This window comes from Pseudomonas sp. YH-1 (assembly GCF_051990045.1).
In the GTDB taxonomy this organism is placed as follows: domain Bacteria; phylum Pseudomonadota; class Gammaproteobacteria; order Pseudomonadales; family Pseudomonadaceae; genus Pseudomonas; species Pseudomonas nicosulfuronedens.
In genome coordinates, this window is record NZ_CP178184.1 from 3,011,281 (window position 1) to 3,034,441 (window position 23,161).

26 protein-coding genes and 1 pseudogene are annotated in these 23,161 nt (G+C 65.5%); 11 read left to right on the forward strand and 16 right to left on the reverse strand.

Going from position 1 to position 23,161, the window contains the following annotated elements; genetic code table 11:
* Positions 1-10: 10 nt before the first annotated feature.
* The 3 genes from ACKI1H_RS14045 (at position 11) to ACKI1H_RS14055 (ending at position 3,770) form a co-directional block, all read left to right on the forward strand.
* Positions 11-1,171, forward strand: a complete 1,161-nt coding sequence (locus ACKI1H_RS14045; RefSeq protein WP_440468645.1) for an ABC transporter ATP-binding protein — start codon at positions 11-13, stop codon at positions 1,169-1,171.
* 71 nt (positions 1,172-1,242) lie between these two features.
* Positions 1,243-2,601: a carbohydrate porin gene (locus ACKI1H_RS14050; protein ID WP_440468646.1), complete on the forward strand. Its 1,359-nt coding sequence runs from the start codon at positions 1,243-1,245 to the stop codon at positions 2,599-2,601.
* 332 nt (positions 2,602-2,933) lie between these two features.
* Positions 2,934-3,770, forward strand: a complete 837-nt coding sequence (locus ACKI1H_RS14055; RefSeq protein ID WP_017516670.1) for a D-hexose-6-phosphate mutarotase — start codon at positions 2,934-2,936, stop codon at positions 3,768-3,770.
* Between the two features lie 167 nt (positions 3,771-3,937).
* Here the strand turns inward: ACKI1H_RS14055 and ACKI1H_RS14060 are convergent, their stop codons facing one another.
* The 3 genes from ACKI1H_RS14060 to ACKI1H_RS14070 form a co-directional block, all read right to left on the reverse strand.
* On the reverse strand, positions 3,938-4,066 hold the full coding sequence (locus ACKI1H_RS14060) for a hypothetical protein (RefSeq protein WP_017516671.1): 129 nt from the start codon (positions 4,064-4,066) through the stop codon (positions 3,938-3,940).
* A gap of 73 nt (positions 4,067-4,139) precedes the next feature.
* Positions 4,140-4,328 carry a hypothetical protein gene (locus ACKI1H_RS14065; RefSeq protein ID WP_138522443.1) on the reverse strand — a complete coding sequence of 63 codons (189 nt, stop codon included), beginning with the start codon at positions 4,326-4,328 and terminating at the stop codon, positions 4,140-4,142.
* 10 nt (positions 4,329-4,338) lie between these two features.
* On the reverse strand, positions 4,339-4,776 hold the full coding sequence (locus ACKI1H_RS14070) for a hypothetical protein (RefSeq protein ID WP_138212820.1): 438 nt from the start codon (positions 4,774-4,776) through the stop codon (positions 4,339-4,341).
* Positions 4,777-5,011: 235 nt separating this feature from the next.
* Here ACKI1H_RS14070 and ACKI1H_RS14075 point away from each other — a divergent pair, with 235 nt between their 5' ends.
* Both ACKI1H_RS14075 and ACKI1H_RS14080 read left to right on the forward strand, forming a co-directional pair.
* The gene (locus tag ACKI1H_RS14075) at positions 5,012-5,446 is read left to right on the forward strand and encodes a PGDYG domain-containing protein (RefSeq protein ID WP_440468647.1); all 435 of its coding nucleotides are present in this window, start codon (positions 5,012-5,014) and stop codon (positions 5,444-5,446) included.
* Between the two features lie 155 nt (positions 5,447-5,601).
* Positions 5,602-6,507, forward strand: a complete 906-nt coding sequence (locus ACKI1H_RS14080) for a YihY/virulence factor BrkB family protein (protein WP_138522439.1) — start codon at positions 5,602-5,604, stop codon at positions 6,505-6,507.
* On the opposite strand, the gene ACKI1H_RS14085 is transcribed toward ACKI1H_RS14080, so the two are convergent.
* Together ACKI1H_RS14085 and ACKI1H_RS14090 are read right to left on the reverse strand one after the other, a co-directional pair.
* Positions 6,504-7,055: a hypothetical protein gene (locus tag ACKI1H_RS14085; RefSeq protein WP_440468648.1), complete on the reverse strand. Its 552-nt coding sequence runs from the start codon at positions 7,053-7,055 to the stop codon at positions 6,504-6,506. The two genes, ACKI1H_RS14080 and ACKI1H_RS14085, sit on opposite strands and share 4 nt — an antisense overlap.
* Before the next feature lie 109 nt (positions 7,056-7,164).
* Entirely contained in the window at positions 7,165-8,073 is a 909-nt protein-coding gene (locus ACKI1H_RS14090) for a LysR substrate-binding domain-containing protein (RefSeq protein WP_440468649.1), read from the reverse strand.
* 105 nt (positions 8,074-8,178) lie between these two features.
* On the opposite strand from ACKI1H_RS14090, the gene ACKI1H_RS14095 reads away from it, so the two are divergent.
* Positions 8,179-9,399, forward strand: a complete 1,221-nt coding sequence (locus ACKI1H_RS14095; RefSeq protein ID WP_440468650.1) for an SGNH/GDSL hydrolase family protein — start codon at positions 8,179-8,181, stop codon at positions 9,397-9,399.
* Between the two features lie 94 nt (positions 9,400-9,493).
* On the opposite strand, the gene ACKI1H_RS14100 is transcribed toward ACKI1H_RS14095, so the two are convergent.
* The 4 genes and pseudogenes from ACKI1H_RS14100 to ACKI1H_RS14115 all read right to left on the reverse strand — a co-directional run bounded on the left by ACKI1H_RS14100 (position 9,494) and on the right by ACKI1H_RS14115 (position 13,934).
* Positions 9,494-10,609: a PilT/PilU family type 4a pilus ATPase gene (locus tag ACKI1H_RS14100; RefSeq protein ID WP_440468651.1), complete on the reverse strand. Its 1,116-nt coding sequence runs from the start codon at positions 10,607-10,609 to the stop codon at positions 9,494-9,496.
* A gap of 114 nt (positions 10,610-10,723) precedes the next feature.
* A complete protein-coding gene (locus tag ACKI1H_RS14105; protein WP_371318968.1) occupies positions 10,724-11,284 on the reverse strand; it encodes a methyl-accepting chemotaxis protein in 561 nt (186 codons plus the stop codon).
* A pseudogene (locus ACKI1H_RS14110) lies at positions 11,264-12,040 on the reverse strand (PAS domain-containing protein); the annotation flags it as partial. The pseudogene ACKI1H_RS14110 and the gene ACKI1H_RS14105, both read right to left, overlap by 21 nt.
* A gap of 136 nt (positions 12,041-12,176) precedes the next feature.
* Entirely contained in the window at positions 12,177-13,934 is a 1,758-nt protein-coding gene (locus tag ACKI1H_RS14115) for an ATP-binding response regulator (protein WP_440468652.1), read from the reverse strand.
* A 27-nt stretch (positions 13,935-13,961) separates the two neighbouring features.
* On the opposite strand from ACKI1H_RS14115, the gene ACKI1H_RS14120 reads away from it, so the two are divergent.
* Positions 13,962-14,621: a response regulator gene (locus ACKI1H_RS14120; RefSeq protein ID WP_138522425.1), complete on the forward strand. Its 660-nt coding sequence runs from the start codon at positions 13,962-13,964 to the stop codon at positions 14,619-14,621.
* A gap of 205 nt (positions 14,622-14,826) precedes the next feature.
* Entirely contained in the window at positions 14,827-15,459 is a 633-nt protein-coding gene (locus ACKI1H_RS14125; protein ID WP_440468653.1) for a LysE family translocator, read from the forward strand.
* A 58-nt stretch (positions 15,460-15,517) separates the two neighbouring features.
* On the opposite strand, the gene ACKI1H_RS14130 is transcribed toward ACKI1H_RS14125, so the two are convergent.
* On the reverse strand, positions 15,518-15,799 hold the full coding sequence (locus ACKI1H_RS14130) for a peptidylprolyl isomerase (protein WP_138522421.1): 282 nt from the start codon (positions 15,797-15,799) through the stop codon (positions 15,518-15,520).
* Between the two features lie 249 nt (positions 15,800-16,048).
* Positions 16,049-16,639 (reverse strand): NAD(P)H-dependent oxidoreductase, encoded by a 591-nt coding sequence (locus tag ACKI1H_RS14135; RefSeq protein ID WP_138522419.1) that lies wholly within the window; start codon positions 16,637-16,639, stop codon positions 16,049-16,051.
* Between the two features lie 174 nt (positions 16,640-16,813).
* On the opposite strand from ACKI1H_RS14135, the gene ACKI1H_RS14140 reads away from it, so the two are divergent.
* Positions 16,814-17,107: a putative quinol monooxygenase gene (locus ACKI1H_RS14140; protein ID WP_138522418.1), complete on the forward strand. Its 294-nt coding sequence runs from the start codon at positions 16,814-16,816 to the stop codon at positions 17,105-17,107.
* A gap of 7 nt (positions 17,108-17,114) precedes the next feature.
* On the opposite strand, the gene ACKI1H_RS14145 is transcribed toward ACKI1H_RS14140, so the two are convergent.
* Positions 17,115-18,557 carry a sensor domain-containing diguanylate cyclase gene (locus tag ACKI1H_RS14145; protein ID WP_138522416.1) on the reverse strand — a complete coding sequence of 481 codons (1,443 nt, stop codon included), beginning with the start codon at positions 18,555-18,557 and terminating at the stop codon, positions 17,115-17,117.
* A gap of 254 nt (positions 18,558-18,811) precedes the next feature.
* Between ACKI1H_RS14145 and ACKI1H_RS14150 the strand changes: the two genes are divergently transcribed.
* Complete coding sequence (locus tag ACKI1H_RS14150) at positions 18,812-19,660, forward strand: CAP domain-containing protein (RefSeq protein ID WP_440468654.1); 849 nt, start codon at positions 18,812-18,814, stop codon at positions 19,658-19,660.
* A gap of 4 nt (positions 19,661-19,664) precedes the next feature.
* Here ACKI1H_RS14150 and ACKI1H_RS14155 read toward each other — a convergent pair whose 3' ends face one another.
* The 4 genes from ACKI1H_RS14155 to ACKI1H_RS14170 all read right to left on the reverse strand — a co-directional run bounded on the left by ACKI1H_RS14155 (position 19,665) and on the right by ACKI1H_RS14170 (position 22,623).
* Positions 19,665-20,186 carry a hypothetical protein gene (locus tag ACKI1H_RS14155; RefSeq protein ID WP_440468655.1) on the reverse strand — a complete coding sequence of 174 codons (522 nt, stop codon included), beginning with the start codon at positions 20,184-20,186 and terminating at the stop codon, positions 19,665-19,667.
* Between the two features lie 183 nt (positions 20,187-20,369).
* The gene (locus ACKI1H_RS14160; protein WP_138522754.1) at positions 20,370-21,206 is read right to left on the reverse strand and encodes a bifunctional allantoicase/(S)-ureidoglycine aminohydrolase; all 837 of its coding nucleotides are present in this window, start codon (positions 21,204-21,206) and stop codon (positions 20,370-20,372) included.
* A gap of 177 nt (positions 21,207-21,383) precedes the next feature.
* Positions 21,384-22,268, reverse strand: a complete 885-nt coding sequence (locus tag ACKI1H_RS14165; protein WP_138522410.1) for a LysR family transcriptional regulator — start codon at positions 22,266-22,268, stop codon at positions 21,384-21,386.
* 82 nt (positions 22,269-22,350) lie between these two features.
* Positions 22,351-22,623, reverse strand: a complete 273-nt coding sequence (locus ACKI1H_RS14170) for a hypothetical protein (RefSeq protein ID WP_440468656.1) — start codon at positions 22,621-22,623, stop codon at positions 22,351-22,353.
* A gap of 157 nt (positions 22,624-22,780) precedes the next feature.
* Here ACKI1H_RS14170 and ACKI1H_RS14175 point away from each other — a divergent pair, with 157 nt between their 5' ends.
* Positions 22,781-23,104: a hypothetical protein gene (locus ACKI1H_RS14175; protein ID WP_440468657.1), complete on the forward strand. Its 324-nt coding sequence runs from the start codon at positions 22,781-22,783 to the stop codon at positions 23,102-23,104.
* Positions 23,105-23,161: the final 57 nt, after the last annotated feature.

Here is a 23,161-nt window from a genome sequence, read left to right on the forward strand (position 1 = left end):
GTAAGCACCGATGTCCACCCTTGAACTGCACAACCTGCACAAGTCCTACGGCGCCGGCCTGGCGGACACCCTGAAGTCGATCAACCTGTCGATCGATTCGGGTGAGTTCCTGATCCTGGTCGGCCCCTCCGGCTGCGGCAAATCCACCCTGATGAACTGCATCGCCGGGCTGGAGAACGTCACCGGCGGCGCGATCCTGGTGGATGGCCAGGACATCAGCGGCATGAGCCCGAAGGATCGCGACATCGCCATGGTGTTCCAGTCCTATGCGCTGTACCCGACCATGAGCGTGCGCGAGAACATCGCCTTCGGCCTGAAGATCCGCAAGCTGCCCAGGGCCGAGATCGACGCCGAAGTGGCGCGGGTCTCCAAGCTGCTGCAGATCGAGCACCTGCTCGAGCGCAAGCCTTCGCAGCTCTCCGGCGGCCAGCAGCAGCGCGTGGCCATGGGCCGGGCGCTGGCGCGGCGGCCGAAGATCTACCTGTTCGACGAACCGCTGTCGAACCTCGACGCCAAGCTGCGCGTGGAAATGCGCACCGAAATCAAGCTGATGCACCAGCGCCTGAAGACCACCACGGTGTACGTGACCCACGACCAGATCGAGGCCATGACCCTGGGTGACAAGGTGGCGGTGATGAAGGACGGCATCGTCCAGCAGTTCGGCACGCCGCAGCAGATCTACAACGACCCGGCGAACCTGTTCGTCGCCAGCTTCATCGGCTCGCCGCCGATGAATTTCATTCCGCTCAAGGTGCAGCAGCAGGGCGGCCGGCTGGTCGGTCTGCTGGACAGCGGCCAGGACCGTTGCGAACTGCCGCTGCAACTGGATGCCGGGCTGATCGAGGGCCGCGAGCTGATCCTCGGCGTGCGCCCGGAACAGGTGCAGTTGGCCATCGATGGCGCCAACGGCCCGAGCGACCTGCGCGCCGAAGTCGAGGTGGTCGAGCCTACCGGCCCGGACACCCTGGCCTTCGTCACGCTCAACGGTGCCAAGGTCTGCTGCCGCCTCGCCCCGGACCAGGCGCCGCAGCCGGGCTCTTCGCTGCAACTGCGTTTCGATCCTTCCCGCGCTTTGCTGTTCGACGCGCAAAGCGGCGAGCGCCTGCGTGCCGAGCCCCGCGGCGACGGTGCGAACAAGGTGACGCCGTTGGCCCGACAGAAGCACTCCTGATCTGCATGACCACTGCTTGAAATTCACTGCCTGAAACTACGCTTCAAACCAAGACAACGAGGACGCTGGAGATGCACAAGAACAACAAGAACCGGCCCGCCGCACGAACCCTGGGCTGCCTGCTTGCACTGGGTTGTGTGGGCAACGTCGCCCATGCCGCCGATGCCTTCTCATCCGAGTCCAAGTGGGGCCTGGGTGACTGGGGCGGCAAACGCACCGAACTGCTGGAGAAGGGCTACGACTTCAAGCTCGACTACGTCGGTGAGGTCGCCAGCAACCTGGGAGGCGGCTACGACCAGCACACCACCGCACGCTACTCCGACCAGTTCGCCCTCGGCACCCACCTGGACCTGCAGAAGATCCTCGGCTGGGACGCCACCGAGTTCCAGCTGACGGTGACCGAGCGCAGCGGTCGCAACCTCTCCAACGACCGCATCAGCGACCCGCGCGCCGGGCAGTTCAGCTCCGTGCAGGAAGTCTGGGGCCGTGGCCAGACCTGGCGCCTGACGCAGATGTGGATCAAGCAGCAGTACTTCGACGGCGCGCTGGACGTGAAGATCGGCCGCTTCGGCGAGGGCGAGGACTTCAACAGCTTCCCCTGCGACTTCCAGAACCTGGCCTTCTGCGGCTCGCAGGTGGGCAACTGGGTCGGCGGCATCTGGTACAACTGGCCGGTCAGCCAGTGGGCAGCGCGGGTGAAGTGGAACTTCAACGATGAGTGGTACGCGCAGGTCGGCGCCTACAACCAGAACCCGTCGAACCTGGAAACCGGCAACGGCTTCAAGCTCAACGGCAGCGGCACCAAGGGCACCATCCTGCCAGTGGAGCTGGTGTGGATGCCCAAGGTCGGCGCCCAGCAGCTGCCCGGCGAATACCGCCTGGGCTACTACTACAGTACCGCCGAGGCCGACGACGTGTACGACGACGTCAACGGCAATCCCCAGGCGCTCACCGGCGAGCCGGCCAAGACCCACAGCGGCAAGCACGGCTGGTGGGTGGTGGCACAGCAGCAGGTCACTGCGCACAACGGCGATGCTTCGCGCGGCCTGAGCCTGTTCGCCAACTTCACCGTGCACGACAAGGCCACCAACACCGTCGACAACTACCAGCAGCTCGGCGTCGTCTACAAAGGCCCGTTCGATGCGCGGCCCAAGGACGACATCGGCTTCGGCGTGGCGCGCATCCACGTCAACGACGATGTGCAGGACCGCCAGCGCCTGGTGAACCAGGTCAATGGCATCGACGACTACGACAACCCGCTGTACCAGCCCATCCAGGACACCGAGTACAACGCCGAGCTGTACTACGGCGTGCATGTGACCAATTGGCTCACCATGCGGCCGAACCTGCAGTACATCCGTCATCCGGGCGGCGTGGATGAGGTCAACAACGCCGTGGTGGCCGGGCTGAAGATCCAGTCCAGCTTCTGATTGCTCCCTGGTGCGAACCTGGCCCGTCCTTGCGACGGGCTTTTTTTGCGCGTTCCCCGGTGCTTGAACGGGGCGGCTTTTCGTAGGAGCGAGCTTGCTCGCGAATGACCTGGCACCGATGTTCGTGTGGTTCGCGAGCAAGCTCGCTCCTGCAGAAGCCAGAGGCGGGCGTACCCGGAGCGGGCGAGGAACCCTTTTTCATTGGCGCGGGCGCTGCGCGTGACTAGGCTTTGCGGTTAGAATCGCCGCCTTTTCTGTAAGATGTAGTGAAACTACAGAGATCTTCACGCCCCGGAATGTCCGGGCAGGGATTGGATCAGGACATTCGGACCATGCTCGAGCATCCGCTGCAGCGCTTTTTTCATTCCATGCGAGGCAAGCGCCCCTTCGACTGGGTGCGCTTCCAGCGTCGCGACCTGCTGCTCATCGACCACCCGCAATGCCAGGCGGTCTTCAGCCGCCAGGGCGCGCAGCTGCTGCACTTCCAGCCACGCGGCGCGCGCCCTCTGCTGTGGTGTTCCAGCCAGTGGCCGAGCCTGAGCACGGCGCCGATCCGTGGCGGCATCCCGGTCTGCTGGCCCTGGTTCGGCAGCCATCCCACCGAGGCCGACTGGCCCCAGCATGGCTGGGCGCGCCAGCGCGAATGGCGCATGCTCGATGCCTGGGCCGACGATCAGAAAGCGGTGGTCAGCTGGCAGCTGGATATCGAGGACTGGCATGTGCGCCTGGAAGCGCGCCTGGGTCAGGATCTGGATATCGAACTCTCCAGCTACCACGAGGATGATAGTGACTGCCTGTTCAGCTTCGCCCTGCAACCCTACTGGCGCGTGGGATCGCTGCGTCGTTCGGTGGTCCATGGCATGGAACTGGACGGCAAGGCCAGCGGCCTGCCCAATACCTGGGCGCCCCGTGGCGCGGTCAAGCAGGTGCTCTACAACACCGGTTCCCTGGTCCTGGAAGATGCCGGCTGGCAGCGCCGCCTGCGCATCGACAAGAACACCAGCGCCGGCAGCGTCATCTGGCACCCGGGCAGCCGCGCGGTCGAGCAGGTGGAGCCGGGTGAGGCGGAGCGCTTCCTGTGCATCGGCGCTGCCGGTTATCGCGCGGGTGGGCTGATCCTCGCCCAGGGCGAACGCATGCTGCTGAACCTGCGCGCCGGTCTGGTCTGACCGGCTGATTTCAACGGGTTGGCCAAGCTGTAGGAGCGAGCTTGCTCGCGAACCGCTTGGTGCTGTCGTGCCCCGGCGAGCTTGTTCGCGAGCAAGCTCGCTCCTACGAAAAGCAGGGAGGCGGACAGCCCCTCGGCGAGGCCATCCGCGATACGAGGGGTGAACCCTCAGGACGGTTGCTGCGGGGTACCCAGCAGCGACTTGCCGGTTTTCTTCTGCCGCTTGGCCATGCGCTTTTCATGCGCGGTTTTCAGCGGCTTCTTCTTCGCTTGTTTCTTCGCGTCGAGACCTTTCACGAGCCTGTCCTCCAGGGGACGCCCTCGGGCCGAGAGCTGACAGCTTCAGCATAGTCCCGTGGCAGGCGGCCGCTCAGCCGGCGGTCAGGCGTTCCAGTTCGCGCCGCACCATGTTGGCGTAGTGCGGCGGGCTCAGCCGGTAAAGCTCGCCGGCCACCCAGGGCAGCCAGCGGGCGCCGAGCGGGTCGCGTTCGGCCAGCAGGCGCCGGGCTTCGGCCTCGGCGCGCTGGGCGTTTTCCTGGTGGTAGTCGGCGCGGCTCATCGGTGGGGGATCAGGTCTTGGCGCAGCTCAGGGTCTGCGGGTCGATGGTGATGCTGGCCAGCGGCTTGGCGTCGCTGCCGGCGTACTCGTGGGTGACGCTCAGGTGGTGCTCGCGGAAGCGCTGCAGCAGGTCGGGCTGCTGGCAGGTGGTCTCCGAGAGCTGCTTCTTCAGGCCGTTCTCGAACTTGGCGCGGGCGCCCAGGTCCATGGCGTCCAGGCGCAGGTTGGAGATGGCGTAGCGGTAATACAGCATCTTCTTCGCTGGGTCGAGCTGCACGCTGTTAAGGGTGGTCACCTTGTCCACCTGGCGCGGCAGGTTGGACTTGGTCACCTGGTCGAAATAGTCCGCCGACTCCTTGAGGAATTTCGCTTCTTCAGGGGTGTCTTCGGCGTGGACGGCAAGGCTGGTGAGCAACAGGAAGGGCAGGGCGAGACGGGCAAACGGCATGGGAGATTCCTGTACGGCTGATGGGAGTGGAGCGAAGGTGCAGGCTCAACAGGTGCGACAGCCCGGGCATGGCCAGGTTCGCTGGAGTGTGCCGTGACGGCGCGCTCATGGACTGTGAGTGTAGAGCACCGCCAGCCGCTGGCCGCTCGCGGGGCGATTCTTTTGCGGGTAGGCTTGCCACCGGCCTTTCTCCCAGCGTTCCCCCCACCTTTTTCCGCAGGTCCGCAGCCCCGCCATGATCGAACTGACCCAACTCGACCTCCGCTCCGATCCTGCCGCGCAACGCGTGGTGAAGGACGAAACCGTCGCTGTCGAATTCGCCACTACGGCAGGCGAATTGATGAGCCTCGAAGGCCCGAACCGTTACGCCGTCGGCGATGCGATCATCAGCGGCGCGACGGGCGAGCGCTGGGTGGTTTCCCGCCAGCGTTTCGATCCGAAATACCGGCCCGCCGACACCGGGCTCGCCCATGGCGAGCCCGGCGCCTACCGCAATGTCCCCAGCCCGGTGCTCGCCCGGCGCATGGACGAACCCTTCACCCTGTTGCGCTCCGCCGGTGGCGACCGCCTCAGCGGTTCCGCGGGTGACTGGGTCATGCAATACGCTCCCGGCGACTATGGCGTGGTCAAGGCCGAGCGCTTCGCCAAGGTCTATCGCCTGGCCGACTGAAACCGTCCCCGCTCTGGCCTCCAGGCCCCGCCAGCGGCTATGGTCTGTACTGGTGGGCGCTCTGCGCCGCGCCTTTGTTGCAACTTTGCCGGCGTTGCGCGGGTCCACCCTGCAGCCGCCGGCAGGCGGGACGTTCATCGGGAGGACGGTGCGGGATGCGATTCATGGACATGCGCGGGCTCAGCCTGGGGCCCTGGAAACTGATCAGCCTGACGGTGAAGGAATTCCTCGACGACGAGATGCCTACTTACGCCGCCGCGCTGGCCTACCAGGGTTTGTTCTCGCTGTTTCCCTTCCTGCTGTTCCTCATCGCGCTGCTCGGCTTCCTGCACCTGCCGGAGTTCTTCGACTTCCTCCGTCAGCAAGCCGACTACGTGCTGCCGACCCAGGCGCTGGACCAGGTCAATCCGGTGATCGACCAATTGCAGCAGCGCCAGGGCGGCCTGCTGTCCATCGGTATCGTGATCGCCCTGTGGTCGTCCTCGGCGGCGGTGCGCTCATTGATGACAGCGCTCAATGCAGCGTATGACGTGCGCGAGGCGCGCCCGGCGTGGAAGCGCATTCCGCTGTCGCTGTTCTACACCTTCGGCCTGGTGGCCATGTTGATGCTGATTGCCGCGCTGATGATCCTCGGGCCGCAGGTGATGGGCTGGATTGCCGCGAAGGTGGGCCTGGAGGATTTCGTGGTGATTCTCTGGAGCATCCTGCGCTGGCCGCTGATCGTGCTGCTGATGATGATGGCGGTGGCGATCATCTATTACGTCACGCCCAACGTGCAGCAGAAATTCCGCTTCATCACTCCCGGCTCGGTACTCGCCGTGGTGCTGTGGATTTCCGCGTCGCTGGGGTTCGGCTACTACGTGAAGAACTTTGCTGACTACAACGCCATGTACGGCAGTGTCGGCGCGATCATCGTGCTGCTGTTGTACTTCTACATCTCGTCGGCGGTGCTGTTGCTGGGGGCGGAGCTCAACGCGGTGATCGAGCACCATCTGCCTCACGGCAAGGACGAGGGCCAGCGCACCTTCGCCCAGGCTGAACCGACGCCGGACGAGAGTTAGGGCTGCATTGGCCGGTCAGCGACGGCGGGCGGTTCGCTGAGCAGGGAATTGACCAGCGCGGCGGCCTTCTCGAAGGAGGGGTAGCCGCTCTTGGCGACGTCCAGGTTGGCGTAGTCCTCCAGGTACTGTTTCGCCTTCTGCGGATCGGCCTGGTCCACCAGGAAGGGCTCGGACCAGATCTTGTAGAGCAGCGCCACGGCGTAGGGCTGGCCGGCATCGGCGGCCTTCTCCAGTAGCGGCAGCACTTCGTCTACCTGCGGGCCTTCCTTGATCTTCAGCAGCGCCATGTAGAAGCTCGCTTCGCCGCGTACGTCCTTCTCCAGGGAACGGGCGAGCAGGGCCTCGGCCAGCTCGTAGTTGGCCAGGTCACCGCTGGCGATCAGCAGCTTCGCCTGCAGCATGTCGTTCTGGTAGAGCAGGCGCTCCTGGCGGCAGGCCTCGCCGCTCAGCGGTTCGTCGCAGGGATTGCTGGCGGAGGTGGAACAGCCGGCCAGCAGCAGCGGCAGGGCCAGGGCGGCCAGCCGGTAAGGTACGTGTTGCTTGCCCATGCAAGTCCCTCGGGGGCGAATGTCAGGGTTCGACCGGTCGGTGGGCGCGCCGGTTCTGCTCATTGGCGAAAAGCATAGCCGCTGCGCTACACAAGGGTCGCGCGAGGGCTCATAGAGCCTCGAAACCGGGCAGACGCGGCAGGCGCTCGATGAGGAAGTCGATCAGCGCGCGGGTCCGAGCCGGCAGAAAACGGCGCGAAGGATACAGCAGACTGGCCTCCTGGGTAGGCCCGTGCCAATCCGGGAGGAGACGTTGCAGGGTGCCGTCGGCCAGCAGGTCGGCCACCAGCCAGGCCGGCGTCAGGCCGAAGCCGGCGCCCAGGCAGTAGCTCTCGCGGATCGCCAGGGAGCTGTTCACCGTGTAGCGGCTGCGGGTGGCGAGGTTCAGCTCGCGCCCGTCGGCGTGGCTCAGCAGCAGCTTCTGCCCGGCGTCGAGCCAGGCGAAACGCAGATAGTCGCAGAGCGGCAGGTCGGCAGGGCTGCCCAGCGTCGCCTGGCGCGAAATCCACGTCGGTGACGCGACCAGATAACGTGGCGAGCGGGCCAGTGGGCGGGCAATCAGTTGGTCCGGCAATTCGCCGCCCAGGCGCAGGGCGAGGTCGATACCTTCCTCGGCGAGGTCGACGAAGCGGTCGTTGAGCAGCAACTCCACCTCGACGTCCGGGTGCCGTTGCATGAACTCCAGCAGCAGCGCATTCAGACGCAACACACCCAGGCTCACCGGTGCGCTGATACGCAGGCGGCCGCGCACCTGTTCGGTCTCGCCGCGGGCTTCGCTGACGCCCTCGGCATAGCTTTCCAGTGTCTGCCTGGCGTGCTCGTAGAAGCGTCGGCCCTGTTCGGTGGGCTGCACGCGAGTGGTGCTGCGAATCAGCAATTGCGCGCCGACCTGTCTCTCCAGTGCCGCCATGGTCTTGCTCACCGTTGGCTGGCTGCTGCCGGACTCGCGAGCCACGGCGGAAAGACTGCCCAGCTCCACGGCGCGGACGAAACTGTGCAACGCCTTGAGAATATCCATGTCCTATTCGTTTATCGAATGACGGGTCTGCAAATATGCCGTCTACCGCCGTGATTGGGAATGGCTGAGTCTGTGGCCATCCCATCGCCGATATCGAGGAACGCCATGAAAAGATTGCTGCTCTCCGCCCTGATCAGCCTGACCCTGCCGCTGGCGCAGGCCGAGGAAGGACACTGGCAGGCGACCTGGAGCGCCAGCCCGCAGCGCACCTGGGGCAGGGAAGTACCGTTGCCGCTGGGCGTGCCGCCGGTGATCGGCAACCACACGCTACGGCAGAGCGTGAAGGTCAGCCTGGGTGGCCAGCGCGTGCGCATCGCGCTGTCCAACGCCTATGGCAGTCAGCCGGTGGCTATCGGTGGTGTCGCCGTGGCACTCGCCGCGTCGGCCGGGCAGCTCGATGGGCCAAGCCGCCGCCTGAGCTTCGCTGGCCAGCCCACGGCGTATATCGCGCCGGGCGCCGAACTGCTCAGCGACCCGCTGGATCTTGCTGTCCCACCGCTGGGCGAACTGGCCGTGTCGATCTACCTGCCGCAGCCCACCGCCATCGAAAGCTTCCATTGGGACGGCAAGCAGCGCGTCTACGGCGGGCCGGGTGAGCAACTCGACGCTGCGCACCTGCCGGCGGACGGCAAGATGGAAGCGCGCCTGTTCCTCGCCGACGTGCTGGTGGAGAACGCCGAAGCACGCCCGGTGGTGGCGGTGCTCGGCGACTCGATCACCGACGGCCGCGGCGCCAGCCTGGACGGCAACCAGCGTTGGCCGGACGTGCTGGCGCAGCGGCTGGCGGCGCATGACGTGGGCGTGATCAATGCCGGCATCTCCGGCGCGCGCCTGCTCTCCGACGGCATGGGGCAGAGCGCCCTAGTGCGTTTCCAGCGCGATGTACTGGGCAAGCCGGGCGTGAAGGCGGCCATCGTTCTACTGGGTATCAACGACATTTCCTGGCCTGGCAGCACCTTCGCGCCGAACAACCCGCTGGTGCAGTACGAGGACCTGGTCGCCGGCTACCGCCAGCTGATCGCCCAGGCCCACGTGCGCGGCGTGCGCCTCATGGGTGCGACCATCCTGCCGTTCGAACGTGCGCTCAGCGGGTCGCCCATCGAGAACTACCACGCGGCCAACAAGGAAGCGTTGCGCCAACGGCTGAACCAGTGGATTCGCGAGAGCGGCGAGTTCGATGCCGTGGTGGACCTGGATGCGCGACTGCGCGATCCCAGCCACCCGCTGCGCCTGCTGCCGGCCTACGACAGCGGCGACCACCTGCACCCCAGCGATGCGGGGAACCGGGCGATGGCGGAGAGCGTGGATATCGAGCCATTGCTGTAGGAGCGAGCTTGCTCGCGAACCGCTTCAGGCCGTGCCCGCCGGCGAGCTGTGTTCGCGAGCAAGCTCGCTCCTACGGAAAGCAGCTCGGATAACCTCAACTGCCGAACGCAGGTCCGATGCTGTCGTCGTCCATGCCGCGCTCCAGCTTGATCTTCAGCGCGAGATCGGTGCGCGAGTCGGCGAACTTCAGCGCATCGCTCACCCTCACCCGGCCTTCCTCCAGGAGTTTATAGAGGCTCTGGTCGAAGCTCTGCATGCCGCTTTCCAGCGCGCGTTCCACCGCGCCCTTGAGCTCGGGCAGCTCGTCACGCTGGATGATGCCGCGGATGTGCGGCGTGCCCAGCACCAGCTCCACCGCCACCGCACGGCGCTGGTGGGTGCCGGGAACCAGGCGCTGGCCGACCAGCGCGAGGATGTTCTGTGACAGGTCGGCCAGTACCTGCGGGCGCGCCTCGTCAGGGAAGAAACGGGTGACGCGCTCGATGGCGTGGCGGCAGCTGGTGCCGTGCAGGGTGGCGACGCACAGGTGGCCGGTCTCGGCATAGTGCAGCGCGTGCTGCATGGTGGCAGCGTCGCGGATCTCGCCGAGCATGATCACGTCCGGCGCTTCGCGCAGGACGTTGCGCAGGGCGTCCTCGTAGCTGTGGGTATCCAGGCCGACCTCGCGCTGGTCGATGATCGATTTCTTGTGCGTGTGGAGGAACTCGATGGGGTCCTCGATGCAGACGATGTGCCCGGAGCGGTGGCGATTGCGGAAGTCCAGCATGCTCGCCAGGGTGGTGGATTTGCCTGCGCCGGCCGCGCCGATCACCAGGATCAGCCCGCGGTCCTGCATGGCCAGCTTGTCGAGGATCGACGGCAGGCCGAGGGAGGTGACGTCGGGGATCACCTGCTTGATCAGGCGTACCACCATGGCCACTTCGCCACGCTGGAAGTAGATGTTCGCGCGGAAGCGCCCGACGTCCGGCACGCTCAGCGCCAGGTTCATTTCCAGATCGCGCTCGAAGTCCTGCGCCTGGGTCGGCGACATCAGTTGCCAGGCCAGGGTCTTCACTTCACCGTTCTGCAGCACGCGATCGTCTGCCGGCTGGCTGTGGCCTTCGGCTTTCAGGTGCGGCGGTGCGCCGACGCTGAAGAACATGTCCGAGCCGCCGCGCTCGGGTAGCAGGCGCAGGTACTGGATGACGTCGGGGAGGGGAGAGTTGCTCATGGGATCGTCCTTGGATGGCGAGAGTGCGCATCTGCATTGAGCCTAGCCGCAATGCCGGACGGGAGCCTAGGGGAGGCTGCGGCACGCCGTGTTGACGTGCCGCAGGGAAGCACCTCAGGTCGACAACTGGTTGGCGAACTGGCCCACGGCGTTGACCACGCGCTGGGCGCTGTCCTGGATCTCGATGATCACCGTACCAGCCTGCCCGGACAGCTCCAGGCCCAGCTCGGCCTGCTGCTTGCCGCGGTCGATCATGGCCACGGCCTGGCCGGCCAGGTGCTGGTTCTGTTCCACCACGCGAGTGATTTCCTCGGTGGCGGCGCTGGTACGCGAGGCGAGTTGGCGCACCTCGTCGGCGACCACAGCAAAGCCGCGTCCCTGGTCGCCCGCGCGGGCGGCTTCGATGGCGGCGTTGAGCGCCAGCAGGTTGGTCTGGTCGGCGATGCTGCGGATGCTCTGCACCAGCGCGCCGATGGCCTGGGACTGGCGGTCCAGGGCCTCGATGCCCTGGGCGGCCTCCTGCATGCGGTCGGCCAGTTCACGCATCACCTCGACCGTCTGCTGCACCACGGCGGCGCCCTTGGTGGCGCTGTCGTCGGTGGTCTGCGAGGTATCGAAGGCGATGGTCGCGGCCTGGGCGACGGCGTTCTCGCGGTGCACCTGCTCGGTGATCACGGTGGCGAACTTCACCACTTTGTAGAGGCGGTCGTGGGCGTCGATGATCGGGTTGTAGGAGGCCTCCAGCCAGACTTCATGGCCACGGCTGTCGATGCGCTTGAAGCGACCGGTGACGAACTCGCCGCGGCGCAGCTTGGCCCAGAAGGCTTCGTACTGCGACGAGTTGTACTCGCTGGGCTCGCAAAACATCCGGTGATGCTTGCCCTGGATCTGCGACAGGCCATAGCCCATGGCGTTGAGGAAGCGGTCGTTGGCGGCGAGCACTTCGCCCTGCAGGTTGAATTCGATCACTGCGGTGGAGCGTTGCAGCGCCTCGATCAGGTTCTCGTGCTCGCGGGAGTTCTCGATGGTGCGGGTCAGGTCGCTGGCGTAGATCGAGAAACGCTGGATCGCACCAGTGCCGTCGTGCACCGGCTGCAGGATCGAGCGCAGCCAGGCCTCTTCGCCGTCACCACGAAGCAGTCGGATCACCCCGGCCAGGTGTTCGCCGCGCTCAATGGCGTGCTTTACCTTCAGATGGAAGTCCAGCCCGCGGACATGGTCGGGAATCAGGTCCAGCAGCGGACGGCCCTTGAGCTGTTCGCCGCGGTGGAGCATTTCCTTCTCGAAGTTGCTGTTCACCGACTCGATGCGGCCCCGGGGGTCGAGGAACAGCACGAGCATTTCCTCGTCGAGGCTGGCGCGGATCTCTTCGACGGAGGCGAGTTCTTCACGCAGGGCGGCCAGTTCCTGCTTCAGACGCGAGTTGAACATTCGTGGGCTTTCTCTAGTGGTGAGGCACGAAGGCTATTGCCGATTCGTTTCACCCATTGCATCGGCCGAACCAGCCGCGACTTTAGCCCCGGATGAGTCGGCGTAGCCCGCATGGTACAAGGCCTGGCGCCAGTTTTCAGGCGGAACTGGTCAGTTCCTGACTGCTGGCGATGGCGGCGCGCAGCTGATCGGTGTCCAGCGGCTTGTGCAACAGCTGGCTGCCGCTGGCGGCTGCCTCGCGCAGGCGCTCGGGGGAGGTGTCCCCGGTGATGATCAGCGCGGGCACCTTGCGCGAGAGATAGCTGCGGATACGCCGGACGGCGTCTGCGCCGGTCTGGCCCTCACCCAGGCGGTAGTCGCTGAGGATCAGGTCGACGGGGGCGCGGCCGCAGCGGCTGGCTTCGATATGGCGCTGGCAGGCGAGGAGGGCGCTGGTGCCGGGGTATACGCGATGACCCCAGACCTCGAGCAGCTTGCACAGCCCCTGCAGCACGTCGAACTCATCCTCCACCACCATGATGCCCAGCTCGGGGCCGCGACAGGTTTCGGCCAGCGGCATCGAGGGGGCCTGCAGCGGAGCCTCGGTCAGCGGTACGCGCAGGCTGAAACAGGTTCCCCGGCCGGGTTGCGAGGTCAGCGCCAGGGGATGGCCGAGCAGGCGTGCGGTGTGGCGCACGATGGCCAGGCCCAGGCCGAGCCCCTGCTTGCGGTCGCGTTCGGCGTTATGCAGCTGGACGAACTCGTCGAAGATCACTTCCTGCTGACTGGAATGGATGCCGATGCCGGTGTCGAACACCTGGATTTCCAGTTCCGCGCCACGTCGCCGACACCCCAGCAGTACGCCTCCGTCCTGGGTATAGCGGAAGGCATTGCTCAGCAGGTTGTCGAGTACGCGCTTGAGCAGCAGCGGGTCGCTGTCCACCCACTGCCGGCTGTCCTGCACGCGCCAGCGCAGTTCGCGTTCGCGGGCGGTGCCGGCGAACTCCTCCTGCAGGTCGGCGAACAGCTTGCGCAGCGAGATCGGCTCGCGCGCCACAGGCACTACGCCGGCGTCCAGACGCGAGATGTCCAGCAGGCCGTTGAGCAGGTCGCCCAGGTTGCCGAGCATGGCGCGCAGGCGCGTGGCGATATCGCGTGCCTGGCGAGAGTCCACCGGACCGCGCTCGGCGAGGGCGGAGAGCGCGCCAACGAATAGCCCGAGGGCATGAATGGGCTGGCGCAGGTCGTGGCTGGCGGCGGCAAGGAAGCGGGATTTTGCCTGGTCGGCAGAGCGCGCCCGATCGCGCTGTTCGCGCAGGCTCTGCACCAGCTCGGAGTTCTCCTGGCGCAGGCGGATGGTCTCGCACAGGCTGTGGTAGGTTACCCGGCTGTAGTAGAGGTTGACCCCGGCGAGGCAGACGATGAAGAAGCTGTAGGTGGTGTGCTGCTCGTCGGCGACGCTCAGGCACAGCACCAGCAGGGGCAGCAGCATGGCCGTGAGTGAGCCGATGTAGGCCGGGGGATAGGCCGACAGGGACGGCACCGCACCGCACACCAGGCCCGTGAGCACGATGCAGGTGAAGGCGAACAGCTGCGGGTCGCCATGGGCGAACCCGGCCCAGCCCAGCCAGCCCCATAGCAGGCTGCTGGACCAGGACAGCAGCGTGTTGCCCCACAGCCAGTTTTTACCCAGCGTGTGCGCAGGGGCTTGCCGGAAGTACGCGCGTGCCAGGACAATCCGGCCCAGTGTGAGCGCGTAGAGCGCAGCCAACCAGCAGACCATCGCCGTCGGCGACAGGGCGTTGCGGAAGATGTACAGCACCGGCAGGGGAATCACCAGGTTGGCGAAGAGCACAGCGTACGATTGGCGGAACAAGAGATCGACCAGATCGCGCTGCTGCAGGTTGTTGTGCATGTCCGGAATGCCTCAGGGAGACGAAAGATGGAAGGGAAGCACGAACTGCGGGTGCTCATCGCCGATGACCACGGCATAGTCAGGGATGGACTGCGTCTGTTGCTGTCGACCCTGGTTGGGGTCGAGGTGGTCGGTGAGGCCGCTGACGGCCAGCGTCTGCAGGCGCTGCTGGAAGAACAACGGGCGGATCTTCTCCTGCTTGACCTGAACATGCCTGGTCTCAACCGGCTGCAGTTCATCCATGAGCTGCGCCAGCGTCACCCGCGGCTGAGAATACTGGTGCTCACCGCGAACACTGAACTGGCCACCGTACGTTCGGTGCTCGATGCCGGGGTGCACGGCTACCTGAGCAAGGGCGAGGACACCGGCGAACTGCTCGAGGCGATTGCCGCCCTGCGCAGCGGTCAGCACTACCTGGCGCGCAGCCTGCGCTTCCAGCTGGAAAGGCCCTCCAGGCGCCCGCAGGGCGAGGCCGACCTGCTCTGTGCGGTTGAGCTCACCAAGCGCGAACGGCAGATCCTTTCCCTGGCCGCCCAGGGCCGCAGCTCGCGGGAAATCGCCGAGCACTTCAGCATCAGCCCGCTGACCGTGCGCAAGCACCGCGAGAACCTCATGCGCAAGCTCGACCTGCACAGCACCGCCGAACTCGCGGCCTATGCCGTCCGCCTGGGCGTTCCCAGTGCCTGAGTCGAACCTGTGGTCTGCCTGCGTGCGCATGCCGCGCGTCCTGTCGGTGAGTCGTTCCGATAGAGACTAGCGCTGCGCACTACCGGAAAAAATACGGCAACTGTCGTATGTGCCCGACCTGCTGCACTCCCTAACCTTCCCGACACGGACCAGATGTTGCCTCGATGCGCATCGGCCGATACCCGATCAAGGGAAGGATCACACCATGACACTGCCTGCCTATTGGGCCTCGTTCGCCGTGGCGACGCTGGCCTTCGCCTGCATGCCCGGCCCGGCCATCCTCTACATGACCTCGCAGACTCTCTCCCACGGCCGCCGCGCCGGCCTGCACGCCGCACTGGGCATCCACCTGGGTTGCTACGCACACATCCTCGCCGCCAGCGCCGGCCTCGCCGCGCTGCTGCACCACGCCCCCCATCTGTACCTCACGCTGAAGCTGGCCGGGGCCGCCTACCTGATCTGGCTCGGCGGCACGATGATCTTCGGCCGGCACCGCCTGGGTGCCAGTGGTGAGGAAGTGGGCGAAGCACGACCGAAGGTGCTGCGCGACAGCATCATAGTGGAGGTGCTCAACCCCAAGACGGCGCTGTTCTTCCTGACCTTCCTGCCGCAGTTCGTCGACCCGTCCGCAAGCCTGCCGGTGAGCCTGCAGTTCTTCATCCTCGGGATGATCGTCAACCTGGTGTTCTCCACCGCTGACGTGCTGGCCGTGCTGTTCGCTGCGCTACTGCTCGGGGCGTTGGGCAAGGGGCGGGGGCAACGCCTGATGCCGCGGGTATGCGGCTCGATCCTGGTGGGGCTTGGCGTGATGCTGGTGGCCCGGGGCGGGCCGGTGTAACGCGGGGAGGGAGGGGATGCGCCGCCCCCCAAAATGGGCGCGGCGCGGGCGAAGCGGATCAGTCCTCGCGGCTGGTCACTTCCACCAGGTGGTAGCCGAACTGGGTCTTCACCGGACCCTGGACGACGTTCAGCGGGGCACTGAACACGACCTGGTCGAACTCGCGGACCATCTGGCCCGGGCGGAAGGTGCCCAGGTCGCCGCCGCTGCGGCCGGACGGGCAGGTGGAGTTGTCGCGTGCCACCTGGGCGAAGTCGGCGCCGCCTTCGATGGACGCTTTGAGTTCATTGCACTTGGCTTCGCTGGAAACCAGGATGTGACGGGCGGATGCACGGGCCATGGGATAACTCCTGAACAGGCAGTAGGAAAGGGCGAAGCCTAGCCGATTCCAGGCCTGAACCCAATGCCAGGCGCTGGGTGGCTTGCCCGACTTTGTAGGATGGCGTGGAGTGCAGCGATACCCATCGATTTCCGTGGAGGGATTGCTGATGGGTATCGCAAGCTCCACCCATCCTACGTTCTGCGATACGACCGGCATCTACGCTGCGAAACGTCACGCAGGACGAATGACGCACCGGGATGGGGGCGATCAGGCCTTGGTGCCGAACACTTCGCTCAGGTGCTGCTGGTAGCGCTGCACATCACCCTCGATGTTCGGGCGCTTCATCACGTCCACGCAGAGGAAGGTCGGCAACGGGCTCATGCCCAGGAACTGGTTGGCCTTGTGGAAGGGGAAGTACACCGCGTCCACGCCCTTGCCCTCGAAGAAATCGGTCGGGTCGTCGAAGGCCTGCTGCGGGGCGTTCCAGGTGGCCGAGATCATGTACTGCTTGCCATGCAGCAGGCCGCCGCTGCCGTACTTCTGCGAGGCGTCGGAGCGGGTGCGGCCGTCGTTGGCGTAGAGGCTGCCGTGGCCGGCGGTGAACACCTCGTCGAGGTACTGCTTGACGGTCCAGGGCGCGCCCATCCACCAGCCGGGCATCTGGTAGACGATGACATCGGCCCAGAGCATTTTCTGCACTTCTTCCTGGATGTCGTAGCCGCCGTCGATGAAGGTCTCCTTCACGTCGAAACCGGCGTGGTCCAGGTGCGCGATGGCAGCTTCATGCAGGGTGGCGTTGTAGCGGCCGTCGGAGTGGGCGAACTGTTTGCCGCCATTGATCAGCAGGATCTTTTTCATGGGGTGGGCTCCCGAAATCTGAAGGGTGAGAAAATCGATGGACGCAGAATATCGGGCGACCAGGGATGGAAAAACCCGCTTCCGGACAAATGATCCGTGCGTGAGAATCAAAAATGGAGAAGATTGATTTGCGTCAGGATAAGGCAATCTTTCCTTAACGCAGGACCACCACCGATGTACGCCTTCATCCTTCAGGCCCACACCCTTCCGGAAAAATCCCAGGCCTTCGAGGACCTGTTCCGTACCTACCTGACGCCCAGTCGTGCCGAGGATGGCTGCATCCAGTACCACATGCTGCGCGACGTGAACGACCCGACGCTGTTCACCTTCTTCGAGGTCTGGCAGAGCCGCGAGCACCTGGCCATTCACACCGCGCTGCCGCACATGCGCGAGTTCCACGAGCGGCGCATGGAGTACCTGCGCCGCGATTTCGCCATCCAGGAAGTCGAGGTGATGGAGCCGCGTTGACCGGCGTTCAGGCCACCACCTTGTTGCGCCCGGCTTCCTTGGCCTTGTAGAGGTTGGCATCGGCCGCGGCGATCAGTGCCTCGACGCTGTCCGCCTCGGTGTCCGAGGTGCTGGCCACGCCAACGCTGATGGTCACGATGCCGCGTGTGCTCTTCTCGTGGGGGAGTGCGGTTTCCTCCACAGAACGGCGGATGGATTCGGCCACCCGAGCGGCGGCAGCGGTGTCGCAGCCGGGCAGGATCGCCACGAATTCCTCGCCGCCGTAGCGTGCGGCGCCGTCGTCCTCGCGTTGGCAGCCCTGGCCGACCAGGTGCGCCACGTTGATCAGCGCCAGGTCGCCACGCGGATGGCCGTAGTGGTCGTTGTAGGCCTTGAACTGGTCGATATCCATCATCAGCACTGCCAGGGGTCCATCACCGCCGCGGCGGCGCTGCCACTCGCCCTTGGCCTTTTCGTCGAACCAGCGACGGTTGTGCAGACCGGTCAACGGGTCGGTGCCGGCTTCGGTACGCAGGCGATTCTCCTGGGCGTCGCGGCGGCGCAGGTGCCGGGTCAGGCGATAGGCGAAGAACAACGTTGCAGCGTTGATTGCCAGCAACAGGCCGCTGGTGACCCAGGTCCGCGCGGTCCAGGTCTGGAAGATCACCTCGCGGCACAACTCTACCGAGACCACCGCCGGGTAGTCGCCGATGCGTCGGTAGCCGCGCCAGTAAGCATCCGAGGTGGTGCCCTGCTGGCGGAAGTAGTCGTTGTGGCCGCTGGCGATGAACTCGCGGAAGGTGTCGATCTCTTCCTCGCTGGCGCGCGGCAGCTCCGGCGGCCATTGGGCGAGCACGGTGCCATCGAGCAAGCGGATGGAGACCACCCCGTGCTTGCCCAGGTCCAGCCCGCGCACGAACGACTCCAGGTGCTGCAGTTCCTTGATTGCGGCGACCACGCCGACGAACTGGCCGTCCTTGTTCGTCACCGCGCGGCTGAGTGCGGTGCTGGTCGAAGAGCCGGGATAGGACGGCATGAAGGGATGGCTGAGGAACAGGCGGCCGGGATTGTCGCGGGCGATCTTGAAATAGTCGCGCATGGACAGGTCCTGGCTGGACTCGCCGGCGTGGTTCAGGTCGGCCAGCAATTGGCCTTGGGCGTCGGTCACCACCAGGGTGCCCGCGTGCATCGAGCCGGCGGCGTGGCCTTCGACGAGCTCCTGCAGAACCTGTTGCGAGAGGTCCGGCGTCGCCGGGCCGGTGATGACATTGGAGAGTGTCAGCAGAGTCTGGGCGTGCACGTCGAGGTCACGGTGGAACTCGCGCTCCACCAGCAGCAGGGTGTTCTTGCCGCTGGCGTGGGCATAGGCCAGCGCATCCTGCTTCATCTGCAGCATGTGCCAGCCGGCCAGCAGCGAGGCAAGCACCGCCAGCAGGAAGGTAAAGCAGAACACGCGAATCGGTTTGAGCACTGCGCACCTCCCGCTGTGGCTCGGACTTTGTTCAGGTTCCTGAATTGTCCGATATGTCGGGTGGCATACAACGGTAGTTGGCAGGGCCCTTGCCTTATGTCAGGTGGCTGGGAAATTCTCCGAGGCGTGCCGCCGACAACCTTTACCGCAGGTTTCAGCAGAGCGCCCCAGCGAGGGAACCCATTCACGCCGGCCGCAGCCAAACGCCAAGAAATCCCGCATCATTGAGCCCTTTTCGACCATCGGAGCCGTCCATGCCCAGCCAGTCGTTCCTTCCGCGTAGCCTGCTGTTGTCGCTCGGCCTGCTGGCCGCTGCCTCTGCCAGCGCGGCCGACCAGGACCAACTGCTCGAAGCCATCAACGCCTACCGGGGCGATGTGCAGTCCTGCGGCGGCCAGGCTTCGCAGGTGCTGCCGCCGTTGTCACCGGACTCGCGCCTGGCCCTGCCGGCTTCTGCGGGAGAGTGGAAGGCTGCGCTGAGTCAGGCTGGCTACCCGATGAGCAGCGTGCGCATGCTCAGCCTGACCGGCCCGCGCGATGTCACGGCCGCCATGAAGGCGCTGCAGGAAAGCTTCTGCCAGGTGCTGCTGGACCCGCAGTTCGTCGATGTCGGCATCGTTCGTGAAGGCGATGACTGGCGCGTGCTGCTCGGTCGCCCTCTGCTGCAAGGCAAGCTGGGCACCTGGGAAGCCGAAGGCCAGCAAGTGCTGCAGGCGATCAACGCCGCGCGTGGAAAGGGTCGCCAGTGCGGCGGGCAGGCCTTCGGCCCGGCTGGCGCGTTGAGCTGGAACGCGACCCTGGGCGGCACCGCCGAGGCGCACAGCCGTGACATGGCCAATAACAACTACTTCGACCACAAGGGCCGTGACGGCAGTACCCCGGGTGACCGCGCGGAGTTGAACGGCTATGCCGGCCAGCGCATCGGCGAGAACATCGCTGCCGGACAGGGCAACGCGCAGAAGGTGGTGGACAGCTGGCTGGCCAGCCCTGGTCATTGCGCCAACCTGATGAACCCGCAGTACAGCGAACTGGGCGCGGCCTACGCAGCGGACCCGAAGAGCGACGCGGGCATCTACTGGACGGCGATGTTCGGCTCGCCCTGAGTCGTCATCGACCGCCGCTGACAGCGCCCGGCACGCCGGCCTGGCGCTTCAGCTTCGCTGCGAGAATGGCCGATTCGACCGCCGCCAGGGTGCCCGAGGCGGCCGGCCGCTCGAAGACACGACTTTCGGCGAGGGTGGAGACGCGCTCGCCGCTGTCCAGCGTGAACTCCACGAACGCCAGGTGCTCCGACCAGCTGCGGTAGCGCCGCACCATGAACAGGCTGTGGCGGCTGCGCACCGAGCTGATTTTCTCCAGCGCGATCTGCCGGTGGCTGTCCTGGCCGCAGAGCACCAACTCGCCCTTCTCGATGAAAGCCGGTTCGGCGCGCGCGACTCGCAGCCATTCCACGGCAAAGCGTACATCGAGCATCAGCAGGAACAGGGGCAGGAGCGAGAGCGGAGGGACGACACCGCCGAACATCTTGATCAGCGTGAAGGCCGTCATCGCCAGCAGGATCAGCAGGGTGGCGGCGCGGTAGAAGAGGACGTTGTCGAACTCGGTTTGCGGCAAGAACCGGACTTCCATGTACCTGTTTCCTCGGCAACTGCGAAACGTTTTCCAGCCAGACGTTTTAGCAGACTGGGGCACGCTTGCCACGCGAGGTCGGTCACGGCACGGGCGACGCGGCAAAAGAAAAACCGGCGCCTGGGCGCCGGTTTTCAGGTGTCGCTGCGGGAGCCGGAGTCAGTTCCCGGCTGAACCGGCCACTCAGTGCGGCTGGTTCAGGGTCAGGCGCATATGGCGGTTCACATCCTTGTACAGCAGGTAGCGGAAGCGACCGGGGCCACCGGAATAGCAGGCCTGCGGGCAGAAGGCGCGCAGCCACATGAAATCGCCGGCTTCCACCTCGACCCAGTCCTGGTTCAGGCGGTACACCGCCTTGCCTTCCAGCACGTACAGGCCGTGCTCCATCACATGGGTCTCGGCGAACGGAATCACGCCGCCCGGCTCGAAGTTCACGATGTTCACGTGCATGTCATGGCGCATGTCGGCCATGTCGACGAAGCGGGTGGTGCTCCAGCGGCCTTCGGTGTCCGGCATCACGCGCGGCTCGATGTCCTGCTCGTTGGTGACGAAGGCTTCGGGCAGCGGTACGCCGTCGACTTTCTGGTAGTGCTTGCGGATCCAGTGGAAGCGGGTGTGCTGGCCGCTGGTGTTGCGCACCTTGTAGTCGGCGCCCGGCGGAATGAACGCGTAGCCGCCCGGCTTCATGGTGTGCACTTCGCCCTGCAGGGTGAGGCTCAGCTCGCCCTCGACGATGAACAGCACCGCCTCGGCGTTGACGTCCTGCTCGGGCTTGTCGCTGCCGCCCTGGGGCGCCAGTTCGACGATGTACTGCGAGAAGGTCTCGGCGAAGCCCGACAGCGGGCGGGCGATGACCCACATGCGCATGTTGTCCCAGAAGGGCAGGTGGCTGGTGACGATGTCACGCATCACGCCCTTGGGGATCACGGCATAGGCTTCGGTGAACATGGCGCGGTCGGTGAGCAGCTCGGTCTGTGCCGGGTGCCCGCCGTGCGGCGCGTAATAAGTGGATTTGGCCATGGGGTAATTCCTCATTGTTGTCTTGCTGCCCGGCGCGTAAGGCGCCGTGGTGAGCAATGCGTGCAGAGCGGCGCGCTTGTCGGTGCGCTGGCCGTCGCTGGAAACCACGATATCCAGCGGCGTGTTCATGCACAAATTAAATGTTGGAATCCACTGTATTCGATTTGCAAATGCGTGTCAGCCCTTCGTATCCTGCGCCAGGACCCGTGACAGTACGCGCGCCAGCTCCTTCACCATCGGGTCGACCGCCGGGCGGTGCAGCATGGCCACCTCGAAGACGTCCACCGAGGGTAGCCCGATATTCTTCGGTAGCACGGCGTGTTCCGCCGTCACCGCGCGCTGTGGCAGCAGACCGATGCCCATGCCGTCGGCGATGGCCGACTGGATGCCGGAGAGGCTCGAACTGGTGAAGCTGATATGCCAGCGCCGGCCGATGGACTCCAGCGCCGCGATCATCTCGTCGCGATACACTCCGCGCGGCGGAAAGGTGACGATGGGCAGCGGGTCCAGCTCGATGCAGGCGTTCTTTGCGCTATCCACCCAGCGCGTCTTTTCCGGCCAGCAGGCCACCGCTTCGCGGGCGTTCTGCCGCTGCTTGAGCAGCACCAGGTCCAGTTCACCGCGGTCGTAGCTGGCGGACAGGTCACGGCTCAGCCCGCTGGTGACCTCCAGCTTCACCTGTGGGTAACGGCGGTTGAACGCGGCCAGTTGCTCGGTGGTGCGCCCGGTGGCGAAGTCGTCCGGTACGCCGATGCGCACCGTCAGCGCCACGGTGGCGCCGGATAGCGCCTCGACCATTTCGTCATTCAGCGCCAGCAACCGCCGCGCATAGCCCAGCAGCGTATCGCCGGCATCGGTGGGCAGTACATCGCGATTACCGCGCTCGAGCAGGCGATGTCCGGCCATCTCCTCCAGCCGGCGGATCTTCTGGCTGACGGTGGACTGGGTCGAATGCAGGCGCGCGGCGGCCGTGGTGAAGCTGCCGCAATCGGCCACCGTGACGATGGCGCGCAGCAGGTCGAGGTCGAAGAGGCGGGTATTGGGTTTTTCACTGTCGCTCATGGCGGTATCGGAAATCTGAATGCGATACCGCTTTCTAGCAGCTCAGCCCGAGCCCCGGCAAATCACCCGGCGGTGTCGACGCTCAGAAGTCGACGGTCTTCGCCCAGGGATCGCCGACGCTGCTACCGCGCCGGTCGCCCTTGCGGCGGTCGTCTTCGAAGCGGATGGATTGACGTCGGTCGGCGCTGCAACGGCGCTCGGTGTGGCGGGTATCGATCTGGAACTTGGCCTTTGTCCTGGCCGGCGTCACCGCATCGGGCGTGGCGGCGGACTCCATGGGAACCAGGCTGAGTTCATCGATGGTCAGGTCATCGAAGTTGAAATCGCTGAGGTCGAAATCGTCGTCGAGATTCATCGCGCGTCGCTCCACTGCAATACCCTCAGTGGTGAGCCTAGAGGGATAGTGGCGTTGCGCCTTCGCAACCGACGAACTGCACGCCGGACGTTTCCTTCGGCGCGATCTAGACTCCAGAAGCTGACCATATCCGGGGGACCACACGGAGAGCGTCATCATGAAGCGTCTACCGATATTTCTGCCGGTGCTGGCTGCGATTGCCACGTTGTCCGGTTGCATGAGCAATGAAGAGTTCCTTGCCTCCAACCAGCAGGCCGCGATCAAGGCTACCGAGTCGCGGGCGAAGTTCGAGATGAACTGCGGGGCGGTGACCAGTAGCGTGCTGTCGAGCAAGGTCACCAGCGTGCGCCGCGCCATGGAGCGCACGGAGTACACCATCGGCGTGCGTGGCTGTAACAAGCAGGTGACCTACATCACCTACTGCCTGAATCCGGAAACCTGCAACGCCATCGCCGATACGGCGCGGATGGGGGCGCCATAAGCCTCGCCGGGGTGGGGAGTTCGTGGTCCATCCTGGGTTTCTCCCTTGCGCGACTAA

Bases quoted from the DNA above. Each gene is read 5' to 3' on its own strand.
- ACKI1H_RS14045 (WP_440468645.1), top strand. From the start codon at position 11: ATGTCCACCCTTGAACTGCACAACCTGCACAAGTCCTACGGCGCCGGC.
- ACKI1H_RS14085 (WP_440468648.1), bottom strand. From the start codon at position 7,055: ATGGGCAAGCAACACGTACCTTACCGGCTGGCCGCCCTGGCCCTGCCG.
- ACKI1H_RS14075 (WP_440468647.1), top strand. From the start codon at position 5,012: ATGATCGAACTGACCCAACTCGACCTCCGCTCCGATCCTGCCGCGCAA.
- ACKI1H_RS14055 (WP_017516670.1), top strand. From the start codon at position 2,934: ATGCTCGAGCATCCGCTGCAGCGCTTTTTTCATTCCATGCGAGGCAAG.
- ACKI1H_RS14170 (WP_440468656.1), bottom strand. From the start codon at position 22,623: ATGAATCTCGACGACGATTTCGACCTCAGCGATTTCAACTTCGATGAC.
- ACKI1H_RS14115 (WP_440468652.1), bottom strand. From the start codon at position 13,934: ATGCACAACAACCTGCAGCAGCGCGATCTGGTCGATCTCTTGTTCCGC.
- ACKI1H_RS14130 (WP_138522421.1), bottom strand. From the start codon at position 15,799: ATGGCCCGTGCATCCGCCCGTCACATCCTGGTTTCCAGCGAAGCCAAG.
- ACKI1H_RS14050 (WP_440468646.1), top strand. From the start codon at position 1,243: ATGCACAAGAACAACAAGAACCGGCCCGCCGCACGAACCCTGGGCTGC.
- ACKI1H_RS14135 (WP_138522419.1), bottom strand. From the start codon at position 16,639: ATGAAAAAGATCCTGCTGATCAATGGCGGCAAACAGTTCGCCCACTCC.
- ACKI1H_RS14165 (WP_138522410.1), bottom strand. From the start codon at position 22,268: ATGAGCGACAGTGAAAAACCCAATACCCGCCTCTTCGACCTCGACCTG.
- ACKI1H_RS14160 (WP_138522754.1), bottom strand. From the start codon at position 21,206: ATGGCCAAATCCACTTATTACGCGCCGCACGGCGGGCACCCGGCACAG.
- ACKI1H_RS14100 (WP_440468651.1), bottom strand. From the start codon at position 10,609: ATGAGCAACTCTCCCCTCCCCGACGTCATCCAGTACCTGCGCCTGCTA.
- ACKI1H_RS14140 (WP_138522418.1), top strand. From the start codon at position 16,814: ATGTACGCCTTCATCCTTCAGGCCCACACCCTTCCGGAAAAATCCCAG.
- ACKI1H_RS14125 (WP_440468653.1), top strand. From the start codon at position 14,827: ATGACACTGCCTGCCTATTGGGCCTCGTTCGCCGTGGCGACGCTGGCC.
- ACKI1H_RS14175 (WP_440468657.1), top strand. From the start codon at position 22,781: ATGAAGCGTCTACCGATATTTCTGCCGGTGCTGGCTGCGATTGCCACG.
- ACKI1H_RS14155 (WP_440468655.1), bottom strand. From the start codon at position 20,186: ATGGAAGTCCGGTTCTTGCCGCAAACCGAGTTCGACAACGTCCTCTTC.
- ACKI1H_RS14090 (WP_440468649.1), bottom strand. From the start codon at position 8,073: ATGGATATTCTCAAGGCGTTGCACAGTTTCGTCCGCGCCGTGGAGCTG.
- ACKI1H_RS14150 (WP_440468654.1), top strand. From the start codon at position 18,812: ATGCCCAGCCAGTCGTTCCTTCCGCGTAGCCTGCTGTTGTCGCTCGGC.
- ACKI1H_RS14065 (WP_138522443.1), bottom strand. From the start codon at position 4,328: ATGAGCCGCGCCGACTACCACCAGGAAAACGCCCAGCGCGCCGAGGCC.
- ACKI1H_RS14080 (WP_138522439.1), top strand. From the start codon at position 5,602: ATGCGATTCATGGACATGCGCGGGCTCAGCCTGGGGCCCTGGAAACTG.
- ACKI1H_RS14120 (WP_138522425.1), top strand. From the start codon at position 13,962: ATGGAAGGGAAGCACGAACTGCGGGTGCTCATCGCCGATGACCACGGC.
- ACKI1H_RS14070 (WP_138212820.1), bottom strand. From the start codon at position 4,776: ATGCCGTTTGCCCGTCTCGCCCTGCCCTTCCTGTTGCTCACCAGCCTT.
- ACKI1H_RS14095 (WP_440468650.1), top strand. From the start codon at position 8,179: ATGAAAAGATTGCTGCTCTCCGCCCTGATCAGCCTGACCCTGCCGCTG.